17 protein-coding genes are annotated in these 18,302 nt (G+C 51.3%); 6 read left to right on the top strand and 11 right to left on the bottom strand.

The annotated features are described in order from the left end of the window. The first annotated feature begins 5 nt into the window (after nt 1-5). Complete coding sequence (locus H6G00_RS16065) at nt 6-1,313, top strand: aminopeptidase P N-terminal domain-containing protein (protein ID WP_190797596.1); 1,308 nt, start codon at nt 6-8, stop codon at nt 1,311-1,313. A gap of 166 nt (nt 1,314-1,479) precedes the next feature. Here the strand turns inward: H6G00_RS16065 and H6G00_RS16060 are convergent, their stop codons facing one another. Next, nucleotides 1,480-3,225 (bottom strand): N-acetylmuramoyl-L-alanine amidase, encoded by a 1,746-nt coding sequence (locus H6G00_RS16060; RefSeq protein ID WP_190797522.1) that lies wholly within the window; start codon nt 3,223-3,225, stop codon nt 1,480-1,482. Between the two features lie 166 nt (nt 3,226-3,391). On the opposite strand from H6G00_RS16060, the gene H6G00_RS35465 reads away from it, so the two are divergent. From H6G00_RS35465 to H6G00_RS16040, 4 genes are all read left to right on the top strand, one after another. After that, nucleotides 3,392-4,216: an RNA polymerase sigma factor gene (locus H6G00_RS35465; RefSeq protein ID WP_190680358.1), complete on the top strand. Its 825-nt coding sequence runs from the start codon at nt 3,392-3,394 to the stop codon at nt 4,214-4,216. A gap of 39 nt (nt 4,217-4,255) precedes the next feature. Next, on the top strand, nt 4,256-4,717 hold the full coding sequence (locus tag H6G00_RS16050) for a cupin domain-containing protein (RefSeq protein ID WP_190797521.1): 462 nt from the start codon (nt 4,256-4,258) through the stop codon (nt 4,715-4,717). Nucleotides 4,718-5,032: 315 nt separating this feature from the next. Continuing rightward, a complete protein-coding gene (locus H6G00_RS16045; protein ID WP_190797520.1) occupies nt 5,033-6,679 on the top strand; it encodes a CTP synthase in 1,647 nt (548 codons plus the stop codon). A 16-nt stretch (nt 6,680-6,695) separates the two neighbouring features. Continuing rightward, nucleotides 6,696-7,616 carry a PhnD/SsuA/transferrin family substrate-binding protein gene (locus tag H6G00_RS16040; RefSeq protein WP_242042304.1) on the top strand — a complete coding sequence of 307 codons (921 nt, stop codon included), beginning with the start codon at nt 6,696-6,698 and terminating at the stop codon, nt 7,614-7,616. A gap of 40 nt (nt 7,617-7,656) precedes the next feature. Here H6G00_RS16040 and H6G00_RS16035 read toward each other — a convergent pair whose 3' ends face one another. Further along, nucleotides 7,657-8,184: a hypothetical protein gene (locus H6G00_RS16035; RefSeq protein ID WP_242042303.1), complete on the bottom strand. Its 528-nt coding sequence runs from the start codon at nt 8,182-8,184 to the stop codon at nt 7,657-7,659. A gap of 189 nt (nt 8,185-8,373) precedes the next feature. Between H6G00_RS16035 and H6G00_RS36145 the strand changes: the two genes are divergently transcribed. Next, the gene (locus H6G00_RS36145; protein WP_277881895.1) at nt 8,374-8,508 is read left to right on the top strand and encodes a hypothetical protein; all 135 of its coding nucleotides are present in this window, start codon (nt 8,374-8,376) and stop codon (nt 8,506-8,508) included. Between the two features lie 84 nt (nt 8,509-8,592). Here H6G00_RS36145 and H6G00_RS16030 read toward each other — a convergent pair whose 3' ends face one another. From H6G00_RS16030 to H6G00_RS15990, 9 genes are all read right to left on the bottom strand, one after another. Next, complete coding sequence (locus tag H6G00_RS16030) at nt 8,593-8,928, bottom strand: XisI protein (RefSeq protein WP_190797519.1); 336 nt, start codon at nt 8,926-8,928, stop codon at nt 8,593-8,595. After that, nucleotides 8,916-9,332 carry a XisH family protein gene (locus tag H6G00_RS16025; protein WP_190797518.1) on the bottom strand — a complete coding sequence of 139 codons (417 nt, stop codon included), beginning with the start codon at nt 9,330-9,332 and terminating at the stop codon, nt 8,916-8,918. Before H6G00_RS16025 ends, H6G00_RS16030 begins: the two co-directional genes overlap by 13 nt. 327 nt (nt 9,333-9,659) lie before the next feature. Continuing rightward, a complete protein-coding gene (locus H6G00_RS16020; RefSeq protein ID WP_199318528.1) occupies nt 9,660-11,234 on the bottom strand; it encodes a GUN4 domain-containing protein in 1,575 nt (524 codons plus the stop codon). 125 nt (nt 11,235-11,359) lie between these two features. Beyond that, entirely contained in the window at nt 11,360-12,274 is a 915-nt protein-coding gene (locus H6G00_RS16015; RefSeq protein ID WP_190797517.1) for an alpha/beta fold hydrolase, read from the bottom strand. An 84-nt stretch (nt 12,275-12,358) separates the two neighbouring features. After that, nucleotides 12,359-13,816, bottom strand: a complete 1,458-nt coding sequence (gene gatA, locus H6G00_RS16010; protein WP_190797516.1) for an Asp-tRNA(Asn)/Glu-tRNA(Gln) amidotransferase subunit GatA — start codon at nt 13,814-13,816, stop codon at nt 12,359-12,361. 238 nt (nt 13,817-14,054) lie between these two features. Then, nucleotides 14,055-15,383 carry a DUF58 domain-containing protein gene (locus H6G00_RS16005; RefSeq protein WP_190797515.1) on the bottom strand — a complete coding sequence of 443 codons (1,329 nt, stop codon included), beginning with the start codon at nt 15,381-15,383 and terminating at the stop codon, nt 14,055-14,057. Next, a complete protein-coding gene (locus H6G00_RS16000; RefSeq protein WP_190643539.1) occupies nt 15,380-16,330 on the bottom strand; it encodes an AAA family ATPase in 951 nt (316 codons plus the stop codon). The genes H6G00_RS16005 and H6G00_RS16000 overlap by 4 nt, the downstream gene beginning before the upstream one ends. Before the next feature lie 41 nt (nt 16,331-16,371). Then, nucleotides 16,372-17,580: a DUF4350 domain-containing protein gene (locus tag H6G00_RS15995; RefSeq protein ID WP_190643538.1), complete on the bottom strand. Its 1,209-nt coding sequence runs from the start codon at nt 17,578-17,580 to the stop codon at nt 16,372-16,374. Next, complete coding sequence (locus H6G00_RS15990; protein WP_190797514.1) at nt 17,577-18,185, bottom strand: DUF4129 domain-containing protein; 609 nt, start codon at nt 18,183-18,185, stop codon at nt 17,577-17,579. The genes H6G00_RS15995 and H6G00_RS15990 overlap by 4 nt, the downstream gene beginning before the upstream one ends. Between the last annotated feature and the right edge of the window lie 117 nt (nt 18,186-18,302).

Raw genomic sequence — 18,302 nt, 5'->3', positions numbered from 1 at the left:
TGGCAATGCAACAGGAATATGCTCAGCGGCGTGAGCAATTAATGGCACGAATTGGCAAAGGAACGGCGGTGTTTCGCAGTGCGCCGATGGCGGTGATGCACAATGACGTGGAGTACAACTTCCGGCAGGATAGCGATTTCTTTTACCTGACTGGTTTTAATGAGCCGCAGGCAGTCGCAGTTTTGGCACCGCACCATGAAGAGCATAAGTTTGTGCTATTTGTGCAGCCGAAGGACCCGGAGCGGGAAACTTGGACGGGCTATCGAGTAGGAGTTGAAGCGGCAAAGGAACGGTTTGGCGCTGATGAGGTTTATCCGATCGCTGAACTCGATGAGAAACTGCCCCAATACCTGGAAAAGGCTGACCGAATTTATTATCGGCTAGGGCGCGATCGCCCCTTCAACGACACCATTCTGAAGCACTGGCAGCGCTTGATGAGGAGCTATCCCAAGCGGGGTACAGGTCCAACCGCCATTGAAGATCCGGCTCCGACGCTGCATTCTCTACGGCAAATCAAAAGTCCGGCTGAGCTAGAGCTAATGCGTACAGCAGCAGCTATTTCAGTGGATGCTCACAATCGGGCGCGGGAGTTTACCCAGCCAGGGCGCTATGAATACGAGGTGCAGGCGGAGATGGAACACACCTTCCGCTTGCGAGGTGGCATGGGGCCTGCCTATCCCTCAATCGTGGCTTCGGGAGCGAATGCCTGCGTGCTGCACTACACCGAAAATGAGCGCCAAATGCAGGACGGGGAGCTATTGCTGATCGATGCAGGCTGCGCCTATAACTACTACAACGCCGATATTACCCGCACTTTCCCAGTAGGCGGCAAGTTTACGCCAGAGCAAAAGACGTTGTATGAGATTGTGCTAAAGGCTCAGTTAGAGGCGATCGCCCAAGTTCATCCGGGCAACCCCTACGGTCAGATTCATGACACAGCCGTGCGCGTAATTGTGGAAGGGCTGATGGACTTGGGACTGCTGCAAGGTGACATTGAGGAAATCATTAAAGAAGAAAAATACAAGCCTTTTTACATGCACCGCACTGGGCACTGGCTTGGTTTGGATGTGCATGATGTCGGGGTGTACCAGCACGGTGAAACGCCCCATAACCTGGAACCTGGACAGGTTCTTACTGTAGAACCCGGAATTTACATCGCACCTGACATCAAACCCGTTGAGGGACAGCCAGAAGTTGACCTCCGCTGGCGCGGCATTGGTATTCGGATTGAGGATGATGTGCTGGTGACTTCAGCAGGACATGAGGTGCTAACGGCAGGTGTGCCGAAGGCGATCGAGGAGATAGAGCGTTAGAAATGGGATTGTGAATTAGATTGTGTCAAGTAGGAAAAATTAAATCGGAAACCTGCTTTCGATTAGGTGGAACGCAAGCGATCGTGCACCAAAATCGAACGCCCGTTCACATACAGTAGCTTCTTGAAGGGCACGAGTTGATGCTCTTTGCCCATACTACGTTTGATCATTCTTCTGATGTCTGAAACCATTCAGTAATGCCCTCTGCGATCGCCTCCGCCAACTGCTCCTGTTCCTCTGGGTCAACGATCCACTCAAATTCTTCTGGGTTAATCATGAAGCCGAGTTCTAGTAGTACGGAGGGAGCAATGCTGGGACGGGTGAGTGCCAAGTTATTCCAGAAGACACCGTAGGAAGGGCGATCGCGAGTTTCAACCAGATGGTTGTGCAGAAATACGGCTAGGCTGTGCGCTTGAGGGTGGTACCAAAAGGTGCCGATTCCGGCGGTGTTGGCTGCGTCACCAGAATCGGGTAAGGCATTGTAGTGGATGCTGAGAGCGATCGCTGGCTCCAATTGGTTAATCAAATCTACTCGGTCTTGCGGATACAAGTCTGCGTCACCTTCACGGGTCATGTAAACCGTGGCTCCGCGTGCGATTAAGCGATCGCGAATCAGGTTCGCCATCACCAGGTTTATCTCTTTTTCGGGATAGCCCGTTGGCCCGCGTGACCCTAAATCTTCAGGTCCACCGTGCCCTGGATCGAGTAGGATGCTGATTCCGGCTAGGGGCTGGCTTCTGTTGTCCGCTATTTCGGGTGGATGTCGTAGGGACAACACTAAACTGGTGCCTTCATACGCCAATTCGTAGCCCCACTGCTGTTTGGTTTTGAGCTGAAAGGTGTATTGGATTTGGTCAGGGGAAATCTGCTGCCAGGACAGCCGTTCAATTAAGGGATCATCGTTGAGCAGAATGGTGTCGGTCTGAGCAGTGGTGTTGTGGAGCGTCAGGGTAAAGGTGTCGCTGCCCTGGTTGACGCTAACGGGGACGGGCACCTGGAGCGGAAAGGTAATCTGAGTGCGATCGCTAAGCTGTTCAGCCCGAATACTGCGAATCAGCGATCGCGGTGGCACGGGACTCTCGGAAACCTGGATTTCTGTTGCCCGAATCCAGGCTCCGTAGTCGAGGCGATACCATTCGCCTTCTCGTCCGGTGACGGTGGCTCTAGTTCCGGTGGGTAGAGGGGTAAGGCGGGAATGGTCAGTGCTGGGTCCAGTACGGGCGGTGCCGGAAGCGGCAGTTACTTCCACGACCTGAAATTGCACAGGGGAAAGGATTTCTACGGTTCCAGGGGCTTGCTGGCGAACGGTTTCGCCGTTCAGGGTTAGCTCAAATTGGGGTTGCCCTAAGTTGCCTATCTGGGTTGTTGCGCCACATCCCTGATAGGTATTGGCGGTAGCTGTGACAGGCTGGTTTTGCAGCGTTAGAACGGCAGAGTTGGGCGGTAGATCGGTAGTGTTTTGGGGCAAAAGCGGAATGGTTTGATTGCCCAAGCTGACGGAAACGGTGGCGTTGGTGGGGGCGATCGCACTAAAGCAAATCGGTTCGTTGGGCTGTCGGGAAATATCCACGGCAGGGGTAAGTGATCCTTCAGCAAAGGCTGTTCCCACAGGTGCAGGCGGATCGGCTGAAACTCGGTTGACTCGGACGACTAATTCTTGCTCCTGGTAGTGCAGAGTAAATACGTTTTCGCCGAGTTGCAGCGGAAAGCTGGGGGCAAAATGTCCGGCGGGGCTACGAGCGATCGCTTCCCCATTTACCTGGACTTCACCTTCAGCTGGGGCGGTGCCAATGAGAAAGATTTGGTTGGCGGTGGTTTCGTGGTTATTGGGTGGGTAGACGACGGATAAGGGTTGGTTTGTCTGGGCGATCGCCGCTGTTCCTACCATTCCTGCCGTTCCCATGATTGACATGAAGCTGATGCCTGTACTCCACGTGAAGCTGCTGAACCTGCCCATACCTGACCTAACTGAACTCATGAGTCTGGACTATAAACTAAAAACGCACTGCTGAACGGTGAGTAACTTTTTTTTCCCACCCTACCACTATTAATCAGTAGAGTTGTTTAGCGAGAGAAGCGTGTCCGAACAAAGTGATTTGGAGTTAGTTCTTCTTTCACAGCAGGGAAATAAAGCTGCATTTGGTCAGCTAGTGTTGCGTTATCAACCCATGGCACAACGCCTTGCTACGCAAATCATCGGTGATCGAGACTTGGCTCAGGAGCTTGTGCAAGATGCAATGCTACAAGCTTATCTGTCACTACAAAAACTGAATGACCCAACCCGCTTTAAGAGTTGGCTCTATGGCATTGTTCTGAATATTTGTCGGAATGACTTGCGCCGCCGTAAGGTAATCTGTTTTTCCCTTGAGGTGACGGTAGGGAATTTGGTAGATGAGCTGCCAGTGACCGAGGGCAGTTCATCTGACCCTCAGCTAGTAGTAGAACGGGAAGAACTTCAAACTGCGTTGCTAGAAGCAGTTGATACTTTATCCCCGAAGAATCGCTCGGCAATTCTACTCTTCTACCATGAGCAGTTCAGCCTGCAAGAAGTGGCAAATCGTTTAAAGATTTCGATCAGTGCTGTGAAAGGGCGTTTACATAAATCTCGTCATCAACTGAGAGAGCAGTTATCGCTTCTTCAAGATCAAAGTCAACCTAATTCATTCCAGGAGATTCAAACTATGACTACAAATACTTCTTCTCAACCTAAGCTGGAACCCTGCTGTTCGTTTTGTCGCAAAAATAGTGAACAAGTTGATACTCTGATTGCAGGTCCAGGTGTTTTCATCTGCAATGCATGTGTTGATATTTGTAATCAAATTCTTAGTGGCAAGATTCCTCCATCTCCCCTGACGCAGGAGGAAGTTGCGAAACTGATGGATTCAGGCAAGTTGAGTGACTGAATCCAGGTTACTCTCCCTACCGTTAACCTCAAAATTGCGATGATTATTGACCCGAAAAATGTCCCAATTAGGCAAGGTTCCAATTATCCTGACTTGTTCAAGCCAAGGGTGTCAGGACGACTAAAGCAACGGTTGGGAGATGCAGTGGGTTTGACGAATTTTGGGGTGAATCAGGTGACGCTTCAGCCTGGGGGGCAGTCTGCGCTGCGACATTGGCATACCAAGCAGGATGAGTTTATCTATGTGTTGTCAGGTGAACTGACGTTGATTACAGATGTGGGTGAACAGATTCTCACGGCTGGAATGGCGGCGGGGTTTCCGGCGGGTGAGGCGAATGGCCATCATTTGGTGAATCGTTCTGAGCAGGTGGCGGTTTATTTGGAGGTGGGCGATCGCACGCCTGATGATCAGGGGGTTTACCCGGATGATGATTTGGTGGCAAAGCACGGCGATCAGGGGTGGGTCTTTACACGTAAGGATGGAAGTGTGTTTGAGGATTAAGCTGTTGCTGTTTAGAAATTGTTGACTCTAGCTAAGTCCTTTTTTGGGGGCTAGCCCCAAACCCCCACTGAGGGACGAAGCGCGTCCCCCAGACCCCCTCCGCAAAGGATTGGAGATGGGTGGCATGGCGCGCTTCGCATCGGTGGGCGGCAAGGTTTTGCTGTGCTCTGTTGCATAGGTGAATTCAAAGAAAAGCTGTCTGTTTCCTGGCAATCAGAAGCGCCTATGGCACAATGAATGGGTTATGGACATGGTCTGAATTTCTTAAGCTTTGTCTACCAGCTCTGCATTTTTAATTCCTAACTTCTCACTTCTATGACTAGGTTTGTATTTGTTACGGGCGGCGTGGTTTCCAGTATTGGAAAGGGGATTGTGGCGGCGAGTTTGGGGCGGTTGCTGAAGTCGCGAGATTACTCGGTGTCGATTCTGAAGCTTGACCCTTACATTAATGTTGATCCGGGTACGATGAGTCCGTTTCAACATGGTGAGGTGTTTGTCACGGAAGATGGGGCGGAGACGGACCTGGACCTGGGACACTATGAGCGATTTACGGATACGTCGATGTCGCGGCTCAATAGTGTGACGACGGGTTCGATCTATCAGGCGGTGCTGAATAAGGAGCGGCGGGGCGACTACATGGGGGGCACGGTGCAAGTGATTCCCCATATCACGAATGAGATTAAGGAACGGATTCTGCGGGTGGCGAAGAATACGAATCCGGATGTGGTGATTACAGAAATTGGGGGAACGGTGGGAGACATTGAGTCGCTGCCGTTTTTGGAGGCGATTCGCCAGTTTCGTAAGGATGTGGGACGGCAAAATGTAGTTTATATGCACGTGACGCTGATTCCCTGGATTCCGTCGGCGGGAGAGATGAAGACGAAGCCGACGCAGCATTCGGTGAAGGAGTTGCGTTCGATTGGAATTCAGCCAGACATTTTAGTTTGTCGCAGCGATCGCCCCCTTCCACCTGGACTCAAGCAAAAGCTGTCGGAGTTTTGTGATGTGTCAGCCGAGTGTGTGATTACCTCACAGGATGCAGGCAGCATTTATGAAGTGCCGCTGATGATGGAGCAGGAGGGCTTGGCACAACAGGCTTTGAGTTTGTTAAATTTGCCGCAGCGAGAACCAGAACTGACGCAGTGGCAAACGCTGGTCGATCGGCTCTATCGCCCTAAGCACCCGATTGAGATTGCGATCGTGGGCAAGTATGTGCGGCTGAGTGATGCTTACCTATCAGTGGTGGAGGCGTTGCGCCATGCGGCGATCGCAATGGGTGGTGATCTCAACCTGCGCTGGGTCAACTCAGAAGAACTGGAAACTCATGATGCGGCTGAATATTTGCAGGGCATTGATGGGGTCATCGTACCCGGTGGGTTTGGCACTCGTGGCATCAACGGCAAGATTGCTGCGGTTGAATATGTGCGCGATCGTAAAATCCCATTCTTAGGATTGTGCCTGGGAATGCAGTGTTCGGTAATTGAATGGGCGCGCCATGTCGTTGGGCTGGAAGATGCCAACAGTGCCGAGTTTGATGCTGAATCTAGAAACAAAGTCATCAACCTGCTGCCCGAACAGCAGGACGTGGTAGACCTGGGCGGCACGATGCGACTGGGGCTTTATGCCTGTCGTATTGCTCCCAATACTTTGGCAGACCGCCTTTACCAGGAAGAGGTAATCTACGAGCGGCATCGCCATCGCTATGAGTTCAACAACGCTTACCGCAATCTCTTCTTGGAATCGGGCTATGCCATCAGTGGCACCTCACCTGACGGGCGGCTCGTTGAAATTGTTGAGCTTCCCGGTCATCCGTTCTTCATCGCGACTCAGTTTCACCCAGAGTTTCAGTCGCGCCCCAGCCGCCCCCATCCCTTGTTTAGAGGTTTTGTGGAGGCGGCGATCGCCCACACTGGAACAGCCCAACTCTCCTTAGAACCCTCCCTCAGCGCTGAGCTTAGTTAATAAACGAGGTTAAGCTTTGCCGACTCCCCGCCGCCCTTCCAAAATCGATGCTAAAAAGCAGCGCTTGCTTCGTCGTCGCTTGCTGCTGGTGTCTTTGTTGATGCTGGCTCTCACCCTCGGGTTGTGGTTAAGCGGCTGTACCCACGACTCAGCCGATCCGGCTGGCAAATTGGTGGTCGGCATTATTAGCTACGACACAGCCGACACAGTAGAAAAATACGAGCGCTTTAGAGAGTACCTGGCAGGACAAACCCGCGCCATCGTAGAACTAGAACCCGCCTTTAACGAACTTGCTGCCGTTGAGCAGATTCAGCGGCAGGTCTGGTCAATGGTGTTTGCCTCACCGGGGTTGGCAGCGATCGCCATCGGCAGTCAGCAATACGTTCCCATCTTCACGATGCAAGGCATCAACAACCTGCGCTCGGTCATCGTCGTGCGGGACGAAAGCCAGATTCAAACCCTTGGCGACCTCGCCAACCGGACAATCGCATTAGGAGAACCCGGCTCCGCCGCAGGCTACTACCTACCGCTCTACGACCTGTATGGCTTAACCCTAGCTGAAGTGCGCCTTGCCCCCACTCCAAAAACCGTTTTGGAATGGCTAGATGAAGGGGCGATTGCCGCCGGAGCCCTATCCGAAGACGACTTTCAAAACCTCCGAAGCCAATTTCGCGACACCAAATTTCGAGTCCTCCATACTAGCCGCCCTATTCCCCCCGGTTCCGTTTTGCTAGCTCCCACCGTTGAGCGTAACCAACAGCAGCAAATCGAAACCGCCATGCAGCAAGCCCCCTCCAACATCATCGGCGACTCCGGCTACATCCCCAACGTCCCCCTACCCGACTACAGCCAGCTAATCGAACTCGTCGAAAAAATCCAGCCAATCGAATCCCGCATTCGAGAAAAACCAGCAGTTTTAACGGTGGAGGGGGGCTAGAACTCTTAAAGCACGTCCTAGCCCTGTCAAACAGTTGCCACTACGCTTGGATCTCAGATTGAGATTTACTCGTCTTTGGAGCAAATCGCCGTCCCATCTCTACAATCGAGGCATCTAGCCCTGCACCCTGCCCATTTGTCTTAGCCGACTTGTAAACTACCCGTGCGGCTGCATAGGCTTCCTGCCCAACAGTGGTGTAGGTGTCTTGAACCAGTTCTTGAAGATGAATCAATTCCATCAGCACGGGATATAGGGCTGCAAACAGCTCTACATCTCGACGCATCTCTTCCAGGTCAAACAAGCGGGGCAGGTAATCAGGATGATGAGTGGCAAATTCCATAGACTTTTCGACAAAAGCGCGGGTTTTGTCGCCCATTTTTGCCTTTGCCCGTCGCTCAGATAGGGTGAGATTCACTGAAAATGGCAGCTTTTCACGAATTGTGGTGATGGCAGCCATGATAACAGCCTGGTCTTCATCGGAAAGTTCAGCGCTAACGACATTAGGAATCATAGTGAGTTTCTTGAGTAGGTGAACCGCTGATGTATCTGGATTGATTGGGTCAGCCACTTTATAAGTGCCCTCAGTTCAGGTTGCGCTAACTTCGTAATCATGCTGAAAAGCGATCGCCCCTGTTCAAGAAATCAGTAATTTCTGGCAAGTCACCGCTCCAAATCTCTGTGATCGCTGCTCAAGGCGACGATCGCTCTGTTCTCGGTGACGTTTTCCTCGCTCGCAGTGATGATCGGGTAGTTCTCAGTGACGCAATCCTCACTTGAAGTGACGATCGCGCAGTTTTCAGTGACGTTTTCCTCATCTAAAAGTGCGATCGCCTCGTTCTCAGTGTCGTCATTGTTATTTGAAGGGGCGATCGCGCAGTTTTTAGTGATGTGAGCCTGGTGAGGAGGGACGATCGCCTATAATTTCAGCTCGTGTTGCCAATTGTACTGAGCGGAGGCTATATGAACAGTTTTAGAATCAACCCACCGCAAACTCAGTAAATTGACGCTTAAAGGGAGAATGAAACGCCAACACAATATCGTGCTTAGGAACGCCTTGTTCCACTAGTTCATTGGCAATGCCGCCTTCAGTGCCATCGTGTTGAATCCAAATTTTGCCATCCTTAATGTCTACGTGTAAAATGCAGCCATAGACTCGGTGTTTGTTTGACCAGCCGACATGAACAACCTGATAGCGATCGCGCTCTACATCAAAAATCGCTTCAGCCTCCACCTCCTCGTTATTGGCTTTGATGTTGCTGTATTCCAGCAATAACGTTTGAACCAACTGCCGATACTGCTCTACGTTCGCCATCGGATAATCACCTCCTCCTCTGGATCGTAGACGATCAACCGAACCTGATAGCGTTGAACCAATAGTCGAGGCAGTTCTAGGGTGAAGAAGTCGCGATATGCATCTGCGGGGATGGCGAGGTAAAGCAAGCGATCGGGCTGTACTTCTTCGAGGGCAAGCTGATATTTCAGAAACTGCCCCAACGCTGTGCTAAATTCGCTGGTTGCTGAGGGGCTGATGAAGCTTTTGATCTCAACCGCAATTTTTTCCCCATTGCGTTCAGCAGCAAGAAGACGTTCGGCACCCAGATCGATATACATCTCCAATCCTCCAAATCGTAGGAAAAGAGGATCGTCGGTGATTAGCCAACCGTCTTTTTCGAGGGCACGGCGGACGGCATCATGAAAAATGTCTTTTGCTGCCATGATTTAGGCTTAAGGCACTAGGGAGATCTGATATTACTGGTTGTATGGTAAACGATCGCCCCTTTTCCACCCAGATCCCCAGTTTCAGATCTCTAGCATCTTTGAGAAGCTGGGAGCTTATTGTATGTAGGGTTTTGTATGTAGGGGCATCAATTAGTCTCTTTGTAGAATCAAGGTTTGGTAGCGAAACCCGCCCCTACCAAAGCTTAACTTTTGACTGGATTGTGTAGGACTTTGGTTCCAAGTAACAGATCCTCGAAATATCTATTTTTCCGTGTGGAGAGGCTGTGAAATAAAACTTTTGGCTCGGGCTGAAGCGTTTATCTGCTACAGTTTACAAGTCTCGATGCGAGAGAAGAACCGACGCAAAGCCAAAACATGTGACGAGAGGTGACGAAAAAAACACGGTAGGTGTCCCTTTGGCGACGAGGTGTTATATGTCACATTAAACTTCCATTTTTTGTTCTTTCGCCATCCGACGCGATCGCCAAATTTCTCAAGTGCCTCTTCATGGTACTTCCCGTCTGGAATACCGCCACACTCCAGATAAATTTCCTTTTGTACACTAAAGCCAAACTTGCCGTTGCTGTACTTCACCCAGAGAGAGTCAATGGTCTTCAAGTCCGTGCAGGGAAAATTCAATAACTCATCTGAAGTAAACCAATTTCCGCTCTTTTTTCCGACTGCCCGAATCATGACCTTATAGGTTTCCTCGTCTGCTGCTTTCCAGTCCTGTGCTTTCAGCAGGTCGCGCAGTTTGGTGTAGTCAATTCCCCGTTCTGAGCTGAGGTCATCAGTTGTAGATCCTTGAGCAATTAGCTCGTGCTTCAGGTCTGCTGCACTCTGCTGTTCCAAAGATTGTAGAAGGACTTCTGCTTGCCAAGCCGTCCCCAAATCGGGAACTTCCCCTTGAAACAGGTCAGCTAAACTGTCCAGCTCCGCCGCATCAACTTCTGCCCCTGCATAATCTGAAAATCGTGATGGACTGGAAGGTTGCCCTGGATTCAGGTCTGCTGCGCTCTGCTGTCCTAGAAATTGTTGTTTGAGGGCTTCTGCTTGCCTTTGCTGTTCTTGCTGTTCTGCTTGTTTTTGGGCGATGATTGGTGCTTCAACCTGAGCGATGTCGGTGTCACTCAAGTTTAGATGGGTTTGCACCAGCTTCAACTCAGTGCGAACCTTGTCGCTAAATGGATAGCCGTATTGAGCGATCGCTTTCAGAAACAATTGACGGTAGCGCTCTACCTGTTGAGGGTCAGCAACAGGGTTGAGGATGCCTTGTTTGATTGCCTGTATATCTGCGTCGGTTAGCTTCAATTTTTGCTGCAAGTCGTCTAACAAGAACTGCTCACCAAATGAAATTTCGCCATCGGCTGCAAATTCTTCAAACTTCTGGCGGTAGGCGGCGATCGCATTGTCTTTTTGCTGCTGCTCTCGTAGCCTTCTGCGGTGTTCGATTAAACCTTCCACTACCTGTCGAATTTGTTGGGTGACAAACTCGAAAGCTTCATCCCGATCAGAAAAGCTGGTTACGGGTTGGGCATTTTTAGGAACAGCCTGTAGCTTACTAAAAGGGGCACCTCTCCAGTCAGCTCTCCTCAAAATGACTGGAATTACGCAGGCTTTACCCGACTCGTGCAGCTCCATTGCCCGTTTAATCTCAATATCCCAGCAATATTTGGAGGCAATGAAGTCTGAGCTAATCAACAGCAGAATAATATCAGCCGTATCTTGATTGACGGTGATCTGGTGATCCCACTCATCCCCTGGCAAAATTTTGCGATTGTGCCAGCTTGCAATTAGCTGTTGATGCTCCAGGATTTTCAAGTGGTTGCCAAGCTCATCCCGCAACGCTTCATCTTTATGCGAGTAAGAGAAAAACAGCTTTAGCGCTTCTTCCACCACAATTTCAGTCTCTTTCAGCGAAGATAAATTCTGCTTTTGGCTTAATTATAAGGTTGGTCATCCTATGAGTAACTGCCAAGCCCCTTTGGAGGTTTGATCTATCGCAAGCTCTATTTAGATTGGTATTATTTTTGCCGATCTTGAGATTGCAGACTGGCTACACTTGCCCGTTCAACAAATTGTCGCACCACCCGAAGGTATTCTGCCCCTGCCACATCCGCCACATTATTGTGTCCCGCCTCTGGTACCAGCCATATTTGCTTCGGTTCCGGTGCAGCCGCATACAGCGCCTCACTCATCACAGAAGGCACCTGAGTATCAGCAGATCCATGAATAAACAGCACAGGCATTTGCAATGGCTTTTCCCCCGATGCCCCATTTGCCTGGAGCTTCTGCAAAGAATCAAACCGCTGCGTCAGCAACAGAGCCAGCGGAAAAATCTCCAGATTTTTGGCATAGGTTGCCATCTCGCGCATTGAGGTAAACGAGCTTTGCACAATCAGCCCAGCCGCAGTTGGATTTTGAGTTGCTAAGTTGATGGCGATCGCTCCCCCCAACGAATGCCCATAGATAAAAATTTGATCCGATGAAATTCCTTGCTGAATCAGATGATCCCAGGCAGCTTGAGCATCTGTATAAACAGAAGCCTCCGTTGGAAAATCGCCCTCACTCTTGCCATAACCGCGATAGTCAATCAGCAACACCGAAAAGCCCAACTGGTGAAACCGACTTGCCTGAACCACATTCGCGCCAATATTAGACCCATTTCCATGCAAATAAAGCAAAACCCGCTCTGACTGTGCCGGAATCCACCAGCCATGAATTTTCTCGGTTTGATCTCCACCTTCAGCAACCGGAATCCAAACCTCCTCATAGGGCAGGTTAAACTCTGTCGGTGTCGTCTGAATGTAGGGCGACGGAAAAAAGATCATGCGCGTTTGTCGCATGAATAAATAAACACAAGTTGCGGTGTAGGCGATCGCCACAAGACTCGCCACAGCCAGAAAAACCTTCAGGAACGGCGACAGTGCTTTAACCATAATCCCGATACGTAATGGCTTGGGGTTTAAGGTCTAGATTGTAAACTTCTCTAATCTAAAGCGTTCTGGCTGAAAATGCGATTTTTAGAGTTGGGGCGATCGCTGATGCCAGGAAGTCGATTGCTCATAGCAATAAGCAACCTCCAGCAGCAGGTCTTCACGGAGGACATTGCCAATCAGTTGCAGCCCAATCGGCAAACCCTGATCGTCAAATCCACAAGGTAAGCTAATGGCGGGCAACCCTGCCAGATTAACCGGAATCGTCATCAGGTCAGTTAGGTACATGCTCAACGGGTCAGATGTCTTATCACCAGCCTTAAATGCGGTAGTGGGACTAGTGGGACAAACCAGAATATCTACCTTCTCAAACGCCTGCTCAAAGTCTTGTTTGATCAGCGTCCGCACCTTTTGTGCCTTCAGGTAATAAGCATCGTAATAGCCTGCTGAAAGCGTGTATGTGCCAATCATAATTCGTCGCTTTACCTCTGCCCCAAAGCCCTGAGCGCGAGTCTCGGTATACATCGACAGCAAGTTATCTGGATCTTTTGTACGGAAGCCATACTTTACGCCGTCATATCGTGCCAAATTTGCCGACGCTTCTGAAGGCGCAATGATGTAGTAGGTTGGCAAACCATAGCGAAACTGCGGACAAGAAACAACCTGAATTTCTGCCCCCAGCGATTGCAACTGTTCTACTGCTTTTGTGACCGTCGCCTCGACTGTTGGATCTAAGCCTTGCCCAAAGGTTTCTTGGATTACACCGATTTTAAGCTTGCGTCTGGGCTTTAAGTCAGGCTTCAGCGCACTGGCATAGTCAGGAATCGGCACCTTGAGGCTGGTTGCATCTCTGGGATCATGACCGGCGATCGCCCCTAGCAAAATCGCTGCATCTTCCACCGACCGACCAAACGGGCCAATCTGGTCCAGCGAAGACGCATAGGCAACCAGCCCATAGCGCGACACCAGCCCATAAGTTGGCTTCATCCCCACAATGCCGCACAACGATGCAGGTTGGCGAATCGAGCCACCCGTGTCAGACCCCAGCGCTACCACACATTCCCCGCCTGCGACCGCTGCCGCCGAGCCACCCGAGGAACCACCCGGTACCCGCTCCAGATCCCAGGGATTCGCCGTCACTTGAAACGCCGAGTTTTCGGTAGAGCTACCCATCGCAAACTCATCCAGGTTCGTCTTACCGACCATCACTGCCCCTGCTGCCGTTAGCTTTTCAGTGACAGCAGATTCGTAAGGCGGCACAAAATTCTCTAAAATCCGAGAGGCGCAGGTTGTCGGAATGCCTCGCGTACACAGGTTGTCTTTGATGCCAATCGGGATTCCAGCCAGTGGTGAAATTTCCTCACCCGCTGCAATTTTGGCATCTACCTTTCGCGCCTGCTCTAGTGCGTGGTCTGCCGTCACATGCAAAAAACTGTGCAGTTTTGGCTCTAGTGCCTGGATGCGCTCTAGAGCTTCCTGCGTAATTTCGACAGCAGAACGTTCCTTATGGGTTAGTTGGCGATGCAGTTCGCGGATCGATGACATGCGACAACCTCAATTAGCGGTTCAGATTTAACAGTTTAGGGCAAGCATTCAAAGCAATTTTGGCTCACGGTCAACTTGCAACAGCAGAGCCAATCGTTTCGCCTATACGGATTCGACCTGTTTCAGCCGCAAATGCCGTATTCCAAACTTCACTCTAGTAGATTTTGGAGCCAATTAGGGGAACTCTGGTTAGCGTTTAGAAGTTCTTAAGTATGCGATCGCCCTTCTCCAATACTTACTACAGTTGACTCCGGGCCTTTAGTTGCAGATAGCGATCGACCAGTTGTTCCGTAATCTGATTGGCAGGTGCATCCAGAATTAACACACCTCTTTGCTTGAGAGTTGCTAGTGCTACCTGACGCTGTGCCAATAGATCTAGAGCAACAGCACGAGCGTAGGTGCTGGGAATGTTCTGAGTTAGCGTGTGAGCCTGCATGTCAATTTGGGGATCGCGCAGGGTGACGCAGAAGGGCAGATAGCGGGGAGCTAAGCGACCCATCGAAAGCAGCAGTTCTGATGATGCGGTTTTGTCTACCAGATCGGTGATTAAAACGACCAGGGCGCGGCGAGTGTGCTGACTGGTGATGTGGGTGATGGCTCCAAGATAGTCGGGTTCTAGCAACACAGGGTGAATGGGCGTGAGGCGTTCGATGAGTTTGGTGAGTTGGGTTTGTCCGCGTTCCGGGGGCACCCAGACCTGCATCTGCCGATCGAATACGCCGATACCGACGCGATCGCCTCGATTCAATCCCGCTAATGCTAGTGAAAGAGCTGCGTTCAGCCCCCAGTCAAATCGAGCCAATCCCTTCACCTGAGCCGTCATCAGGCGTCCCCGGTCAAGCAAGATCATCAGCGTTTGTTCTTGCTCTGGTTCCAATACGCGCAGCAGCAGCCGACTTCGACGAGCAGTCGCTTTCCAGTCAATTAGGCGGGGATCATCGCCTGTGCTGTATTCTCGCAACTCCGCAAACTCGGTGCCCATGCCCAACCGTTTTGCTCGACGAATGTTGCCGCTGTTTTGCAGGGACAAGCGCAGGGAGAGCGATCGCAACCCCAACAAATCGGGATAAACGGCTACCGTTTGCGGTTGAGGAATGCGCCAACTGTGCCATGCCAGTCCCCAGGCTCCGAGCTGCCGCACCTGGATATTGCCAAACAGATATTCGCCTCGCTTTGCCGGAAAAACGGTGTAGGTGAGTTCTTCCTCGCGGTCGGGCGGTAGCGTCAGTTCCAGTAGCGGTGGAGTGGCAGTAAATTCTGGTGGGTAAAAGTCACGGATTTGCAAGGTAGCGGGGCGATCGCTCGATTTCACCGTTAGCCGAACTGGATTCTCCTGCCCAATTGAGAGCCGCTGAAGTGACTCACGGGAGACTTTCACCGGACTAGATTTAACCTGCCGACTGTCCCAAAAAGCCAGCCCCAGAACGAGAACATCCCAGGTCAGGGTGAGCCCTAACGCAACCAGTAGCAAAGCAGGACGGGTATTGCCACTGCCAAAAGCAGCTAGACCCAGCCCTACCCCAGTTCCAAGCAAGAGCAATTGGTAAACGCGAGGAGCAGGGATCATCGCGGCACGGCCACCTGATTCAGCAAAGAAGACACCACGCCATCCAACTGGAGTCCGTCAAGTTGGGCTTCGGGACGCAGGATCAGACGGTGACGCAGTAGGGGAGAGGCGATCGCCTTCACATCATCGGGCGTGACGTAGTCTCTACCCGACAGCCAGGCCCTTGCTTTGCTTGCCTGAAGCCACGCTACTGCGGAACGGGGAGACGCGCCCAACGCCAAGTCGGGATGTTTGCGGGTGCGGTGTACCAGTCCCAGCAAGTAGTCCAGCAAATTCTCAGCGACTTGGATCGAGCGAATTGCCTGACGTGCCGCTAATACGTCTGCCACCGTTGCCAGGGGCTTTAGCTCTACCAAGTCGAGCCGCTTGGTTTGTAGTCCCGCCTGGGCATTGAGCAGCATTTGCTTTTCGGCTTTTGGCTCCGGGTAGTCCACGATTAACTTAAACAAGAAGCGATCGAGTTGCGCTTCGGGCAAGGGGTAGGTGCCTTCAAACTCCAGCGGGTTTTGCGTCGCGATCACCCAAAACAGATCTGGCAGGGGCAGGCTTTGCCCGTCGAGCGTCACCTGCTGTTCTTCCATTGCTTCTAGCAGGGCTGCCTGAGTTTTGGGCGGAGTGCGGTTAATCTCATCTGCCAGCAGAATTTCGGTGAAAACGGGCCCTTGCTTTAGCGTGAAGTTACGCGTATTCAGGTCAAAGATGTTGGTACCCAGGATATCAGAGGGCAGCACGTCAGGCGTAAGTTGAATTCGCCGGAAATCTGCCTTTACCAGTCGCGCCAGCGCCCGAACAAGCAGTGTTTTGCCTGTACCGGGTACGCCTTCCAAAATCACATGCCCACCTGATAGGAGCGCAACCATTAGTTCTTGAACCAGATTGGGCTGACCCACCACAATTTGGCTGAGGGCTTTACCGAGACGAATAAAGGTCGTGTTGGAGTCGTTCACAAGCTGGATTCTAATTTGAATAATTGATCTAAATAACTGAATTAAATAACTGAATTGGGTAGGTGACGACGCATTGTCCTCACTTTATCCAACCAAACTAGCAACTCCCGTTCGCTGATCTGAGCATGATTATCAGCTAAATCGAAGATTTCTGCTAACTCGGCGGCGGGTCGTCCGGTTTGCTGGGTCCAGGCAGCAGCAACGACCTTTGGCTCCAGTAAATCGTTGCCCAAGCCGAGCGATCGCTGCACATTCAGTTGCTCTGCCTTGCCGACCATTTCTACCACAAACTTGCTGGAGTTGACTTTTTGTAAAACGCCTGACATTGCTTGAATGTAAGCTTTGCTGTTGTCTACAGGGGGAGTTTCCAGGGCGATCGCTGGTCCCAGCCGCCGATGACCCAAAATCAATGCCAGCAGTATGATCCCTGCCTGCACAGCGATCAGCATTAGCGGTGTTTTTGCCAGATAGAGGAGGATGTTTTCTGAATTTTCCTGGGCGATCGCCGCTTCGTCTTTGTAGCCGTGAGAATATTCGTCCACCCAAATCGGATTGCCGATTTCCGTTAGCAGTTGCGCCAAAAACTCAAAATTTCCTGGCTCATCCTGGTAGGCATTGGCAGCAAGATGGGACGAAATAGAAAGAATGATGCGCCCCCGTCCCACTGTTTCTTGCCAGACGACGGCTCCGTGGGCATCTCTCAGCAAATCCTCAAATTCCCACTCCTCCATCCCAGGTGCGGAAAAAGATTGGGTTTGCAGCGAACGGCGGCTCGTCTCAACTTTGACACCACCTGCCGAACTTTCCAGCATCGAGCTAAACGGAGCCGCTGTAACCGTTCCCCTTACGCCTAACAGCACCAATACATTGCCTTGAGCGATCCAATCCCAGTCAAACAGATTCAAAGGCAATCCACTGCTGACTTGCACCAATGTCATTGAGGTAGCCGGTGCTGATTGCGCTAGTGTGCCATCCATTCCCAGATCATCAACCGTGGGAAAACGAATCGGCACCATATCAGGATTGTCGGTTCCAGGCTGACGCGGCTTAAGCAATTCCTCAAGCGGTCTTTGCCAACGCTGCACGGGAGTGCCCCGCTCTTGCATATAGGCATACCAGGCTCCATAGCCATCGGGCGATCGACTGTAGGTTGAGCCTTGCATCAGGCGGCTAGTGCGGGGAGCAAAAACCAGAGTGATCACGATCAGAACCAGCACAACGCCCAACCACAGCCGATATTTCTTGATCATGGCTGAATCTCCTGGTAAGCCTGCCAGCAGCGCTCAAATGTGTCGGATGAGATTGCTGCATCACTAAAGCAGAATTGCTCATGGGTGCGAATCAGCGTTTGATAGGGCTGAGGTGGGTTGAGCGTCTGCACCAAATGCAGATATTCGCCATCGGTGCGGCTCAACTGCTGCGGGATCAGTTCTTTGTCATTCAAGTTTTGCAGCATTGCCATGTAGAGACAGCGACAGGCTTCGCGGTAGTCTCCTTGCTGCTGGGCAGTGCGCGATCGCCCCAACCACTCTGAGATGGTTAATGCTTGAGGTTGAGAGTTTGTTGATGGAGCAGGCGATCGCCGCAGTCGCCCAGCAGGAAAAAGGTAAGGATTGAGCAATTTATAAAGCTGCCAGCCAGCCCAACCGACTAGAGCAATCACGAGCATCCAAAATAGCCCTTCTAGCAACCAGTCAGGCAATGACCAATCAAACGCTGGTTTTCGATTTGGGTCATTGCCAAACAGCAATCGCTCGATGAATTCTTCAACCCGTTGCTGCACCTGCTGAAGTTGCCAACCCAGACTATTCTTTTGAAACTCGCCCGCTGTCTCAGTTCCGTTCGCTCCGACCATATTGCAACCGCTAATTTACACTAGGCGTGAGAAATATTCCTGCTCCAGCATAAACATAAGAACTAGCGAAGCGGGCTTCCTAACTGAGAATGAAATCGACGTGCTTGAAGGTCCCTA

This window comes from Leptolyngbya sp. FACHB-541 (assembly GCF_014695875.1).
Taxonomy (GTDB): domain Bacteria; phylum Cyanobacteriota; class Cyanobacteriia; order Elainellales; family Elainellaceae; genus JAAUTN01.
Note: the sequence above shows the minus strand (reverse complement) of the source record. Positions and strands in the feature narration are given on the sequence as shown.

Bases quoted from the DNA above. Each gene is read 5' to 3' on its own strand.
- H6G00_RS15990 (WP_190797514.1), bottom strand. From the start codon at position 18,185: ATGGTCGGAGCGAACGGAACTGAGACAGCGGGCGAGTTTCAAAAGAAT.
- gatA (WP_190797516.1), bottom strand. From the start codon at position 13,816: ATGTCATCGATCCGCGAACTGCATCGCCAACTAACCCATAAGGAACGT.
- H6G00_RS16060 (WP_190797522.1), bottom strand. From the start codon at position 3,225: ATGTCAATCATGGGAACGGCAGGAATGGTAGGAACAGCGGCGATCGCC.
- H6G00_RS16045 (WP_190797520.1), top strand. From the start codon at position 5,033: ATGACTAGGTTTGTATTTGTTACGGGCGGCGTGGTTTCCAGTATTGGA.
- H6G00_RS16050 (WP_190797521.1), top strand. From the start codon at position 4,256: ATGATTATTGACCCGAAAAATGTCCCAATTAGGCAAGGTTCCAATTAT.
- H6G00_RS16065 (WP_190797596.1), top strand. From the start codon at position 6: ATGCAACAGGAATATGCTCAGCGGCGTGAGCAATTAATGGCACGAATT.
- H6G00_RS16030 (WP_190797519.1), bottom strand. From the start codon at position 8,928: ATGGCGAACGTAGAGCAGTATCGGCAGTTGGTTCAAACGTTATTGCTG.
- H6G00_RS16005 (WP_190797515.1), bottom strand. From the start codon at position 15,383: ATGATCCCTGCTCCTCGCGTTTACCAATTGCTCTTGCTTGGAACTGGG.
- H6G00_RS16015 (WP_190797517.1), bottom strand. From the start codon at position 12,274: ATGGTTAAAGCACTGTCGCCGTTCCTGAAGGTTTTTCTGGCTGTGGCG.
- H6G00_RS15995 (WP_190643538.1), bottom strand. From the start codon at position 17,580: ATGATCAAGAAATATCGGCTGTGGTTGGGCGTTGTGCTGGTTCTGATC.
- H6G00_RS16025 (WP_190797518.1), bottom strand. From the start codon at position 9,332: ATGGCAGCAAAAGACATTTTTCATGATGCCGTCCGCCGTGCCCTCGAA.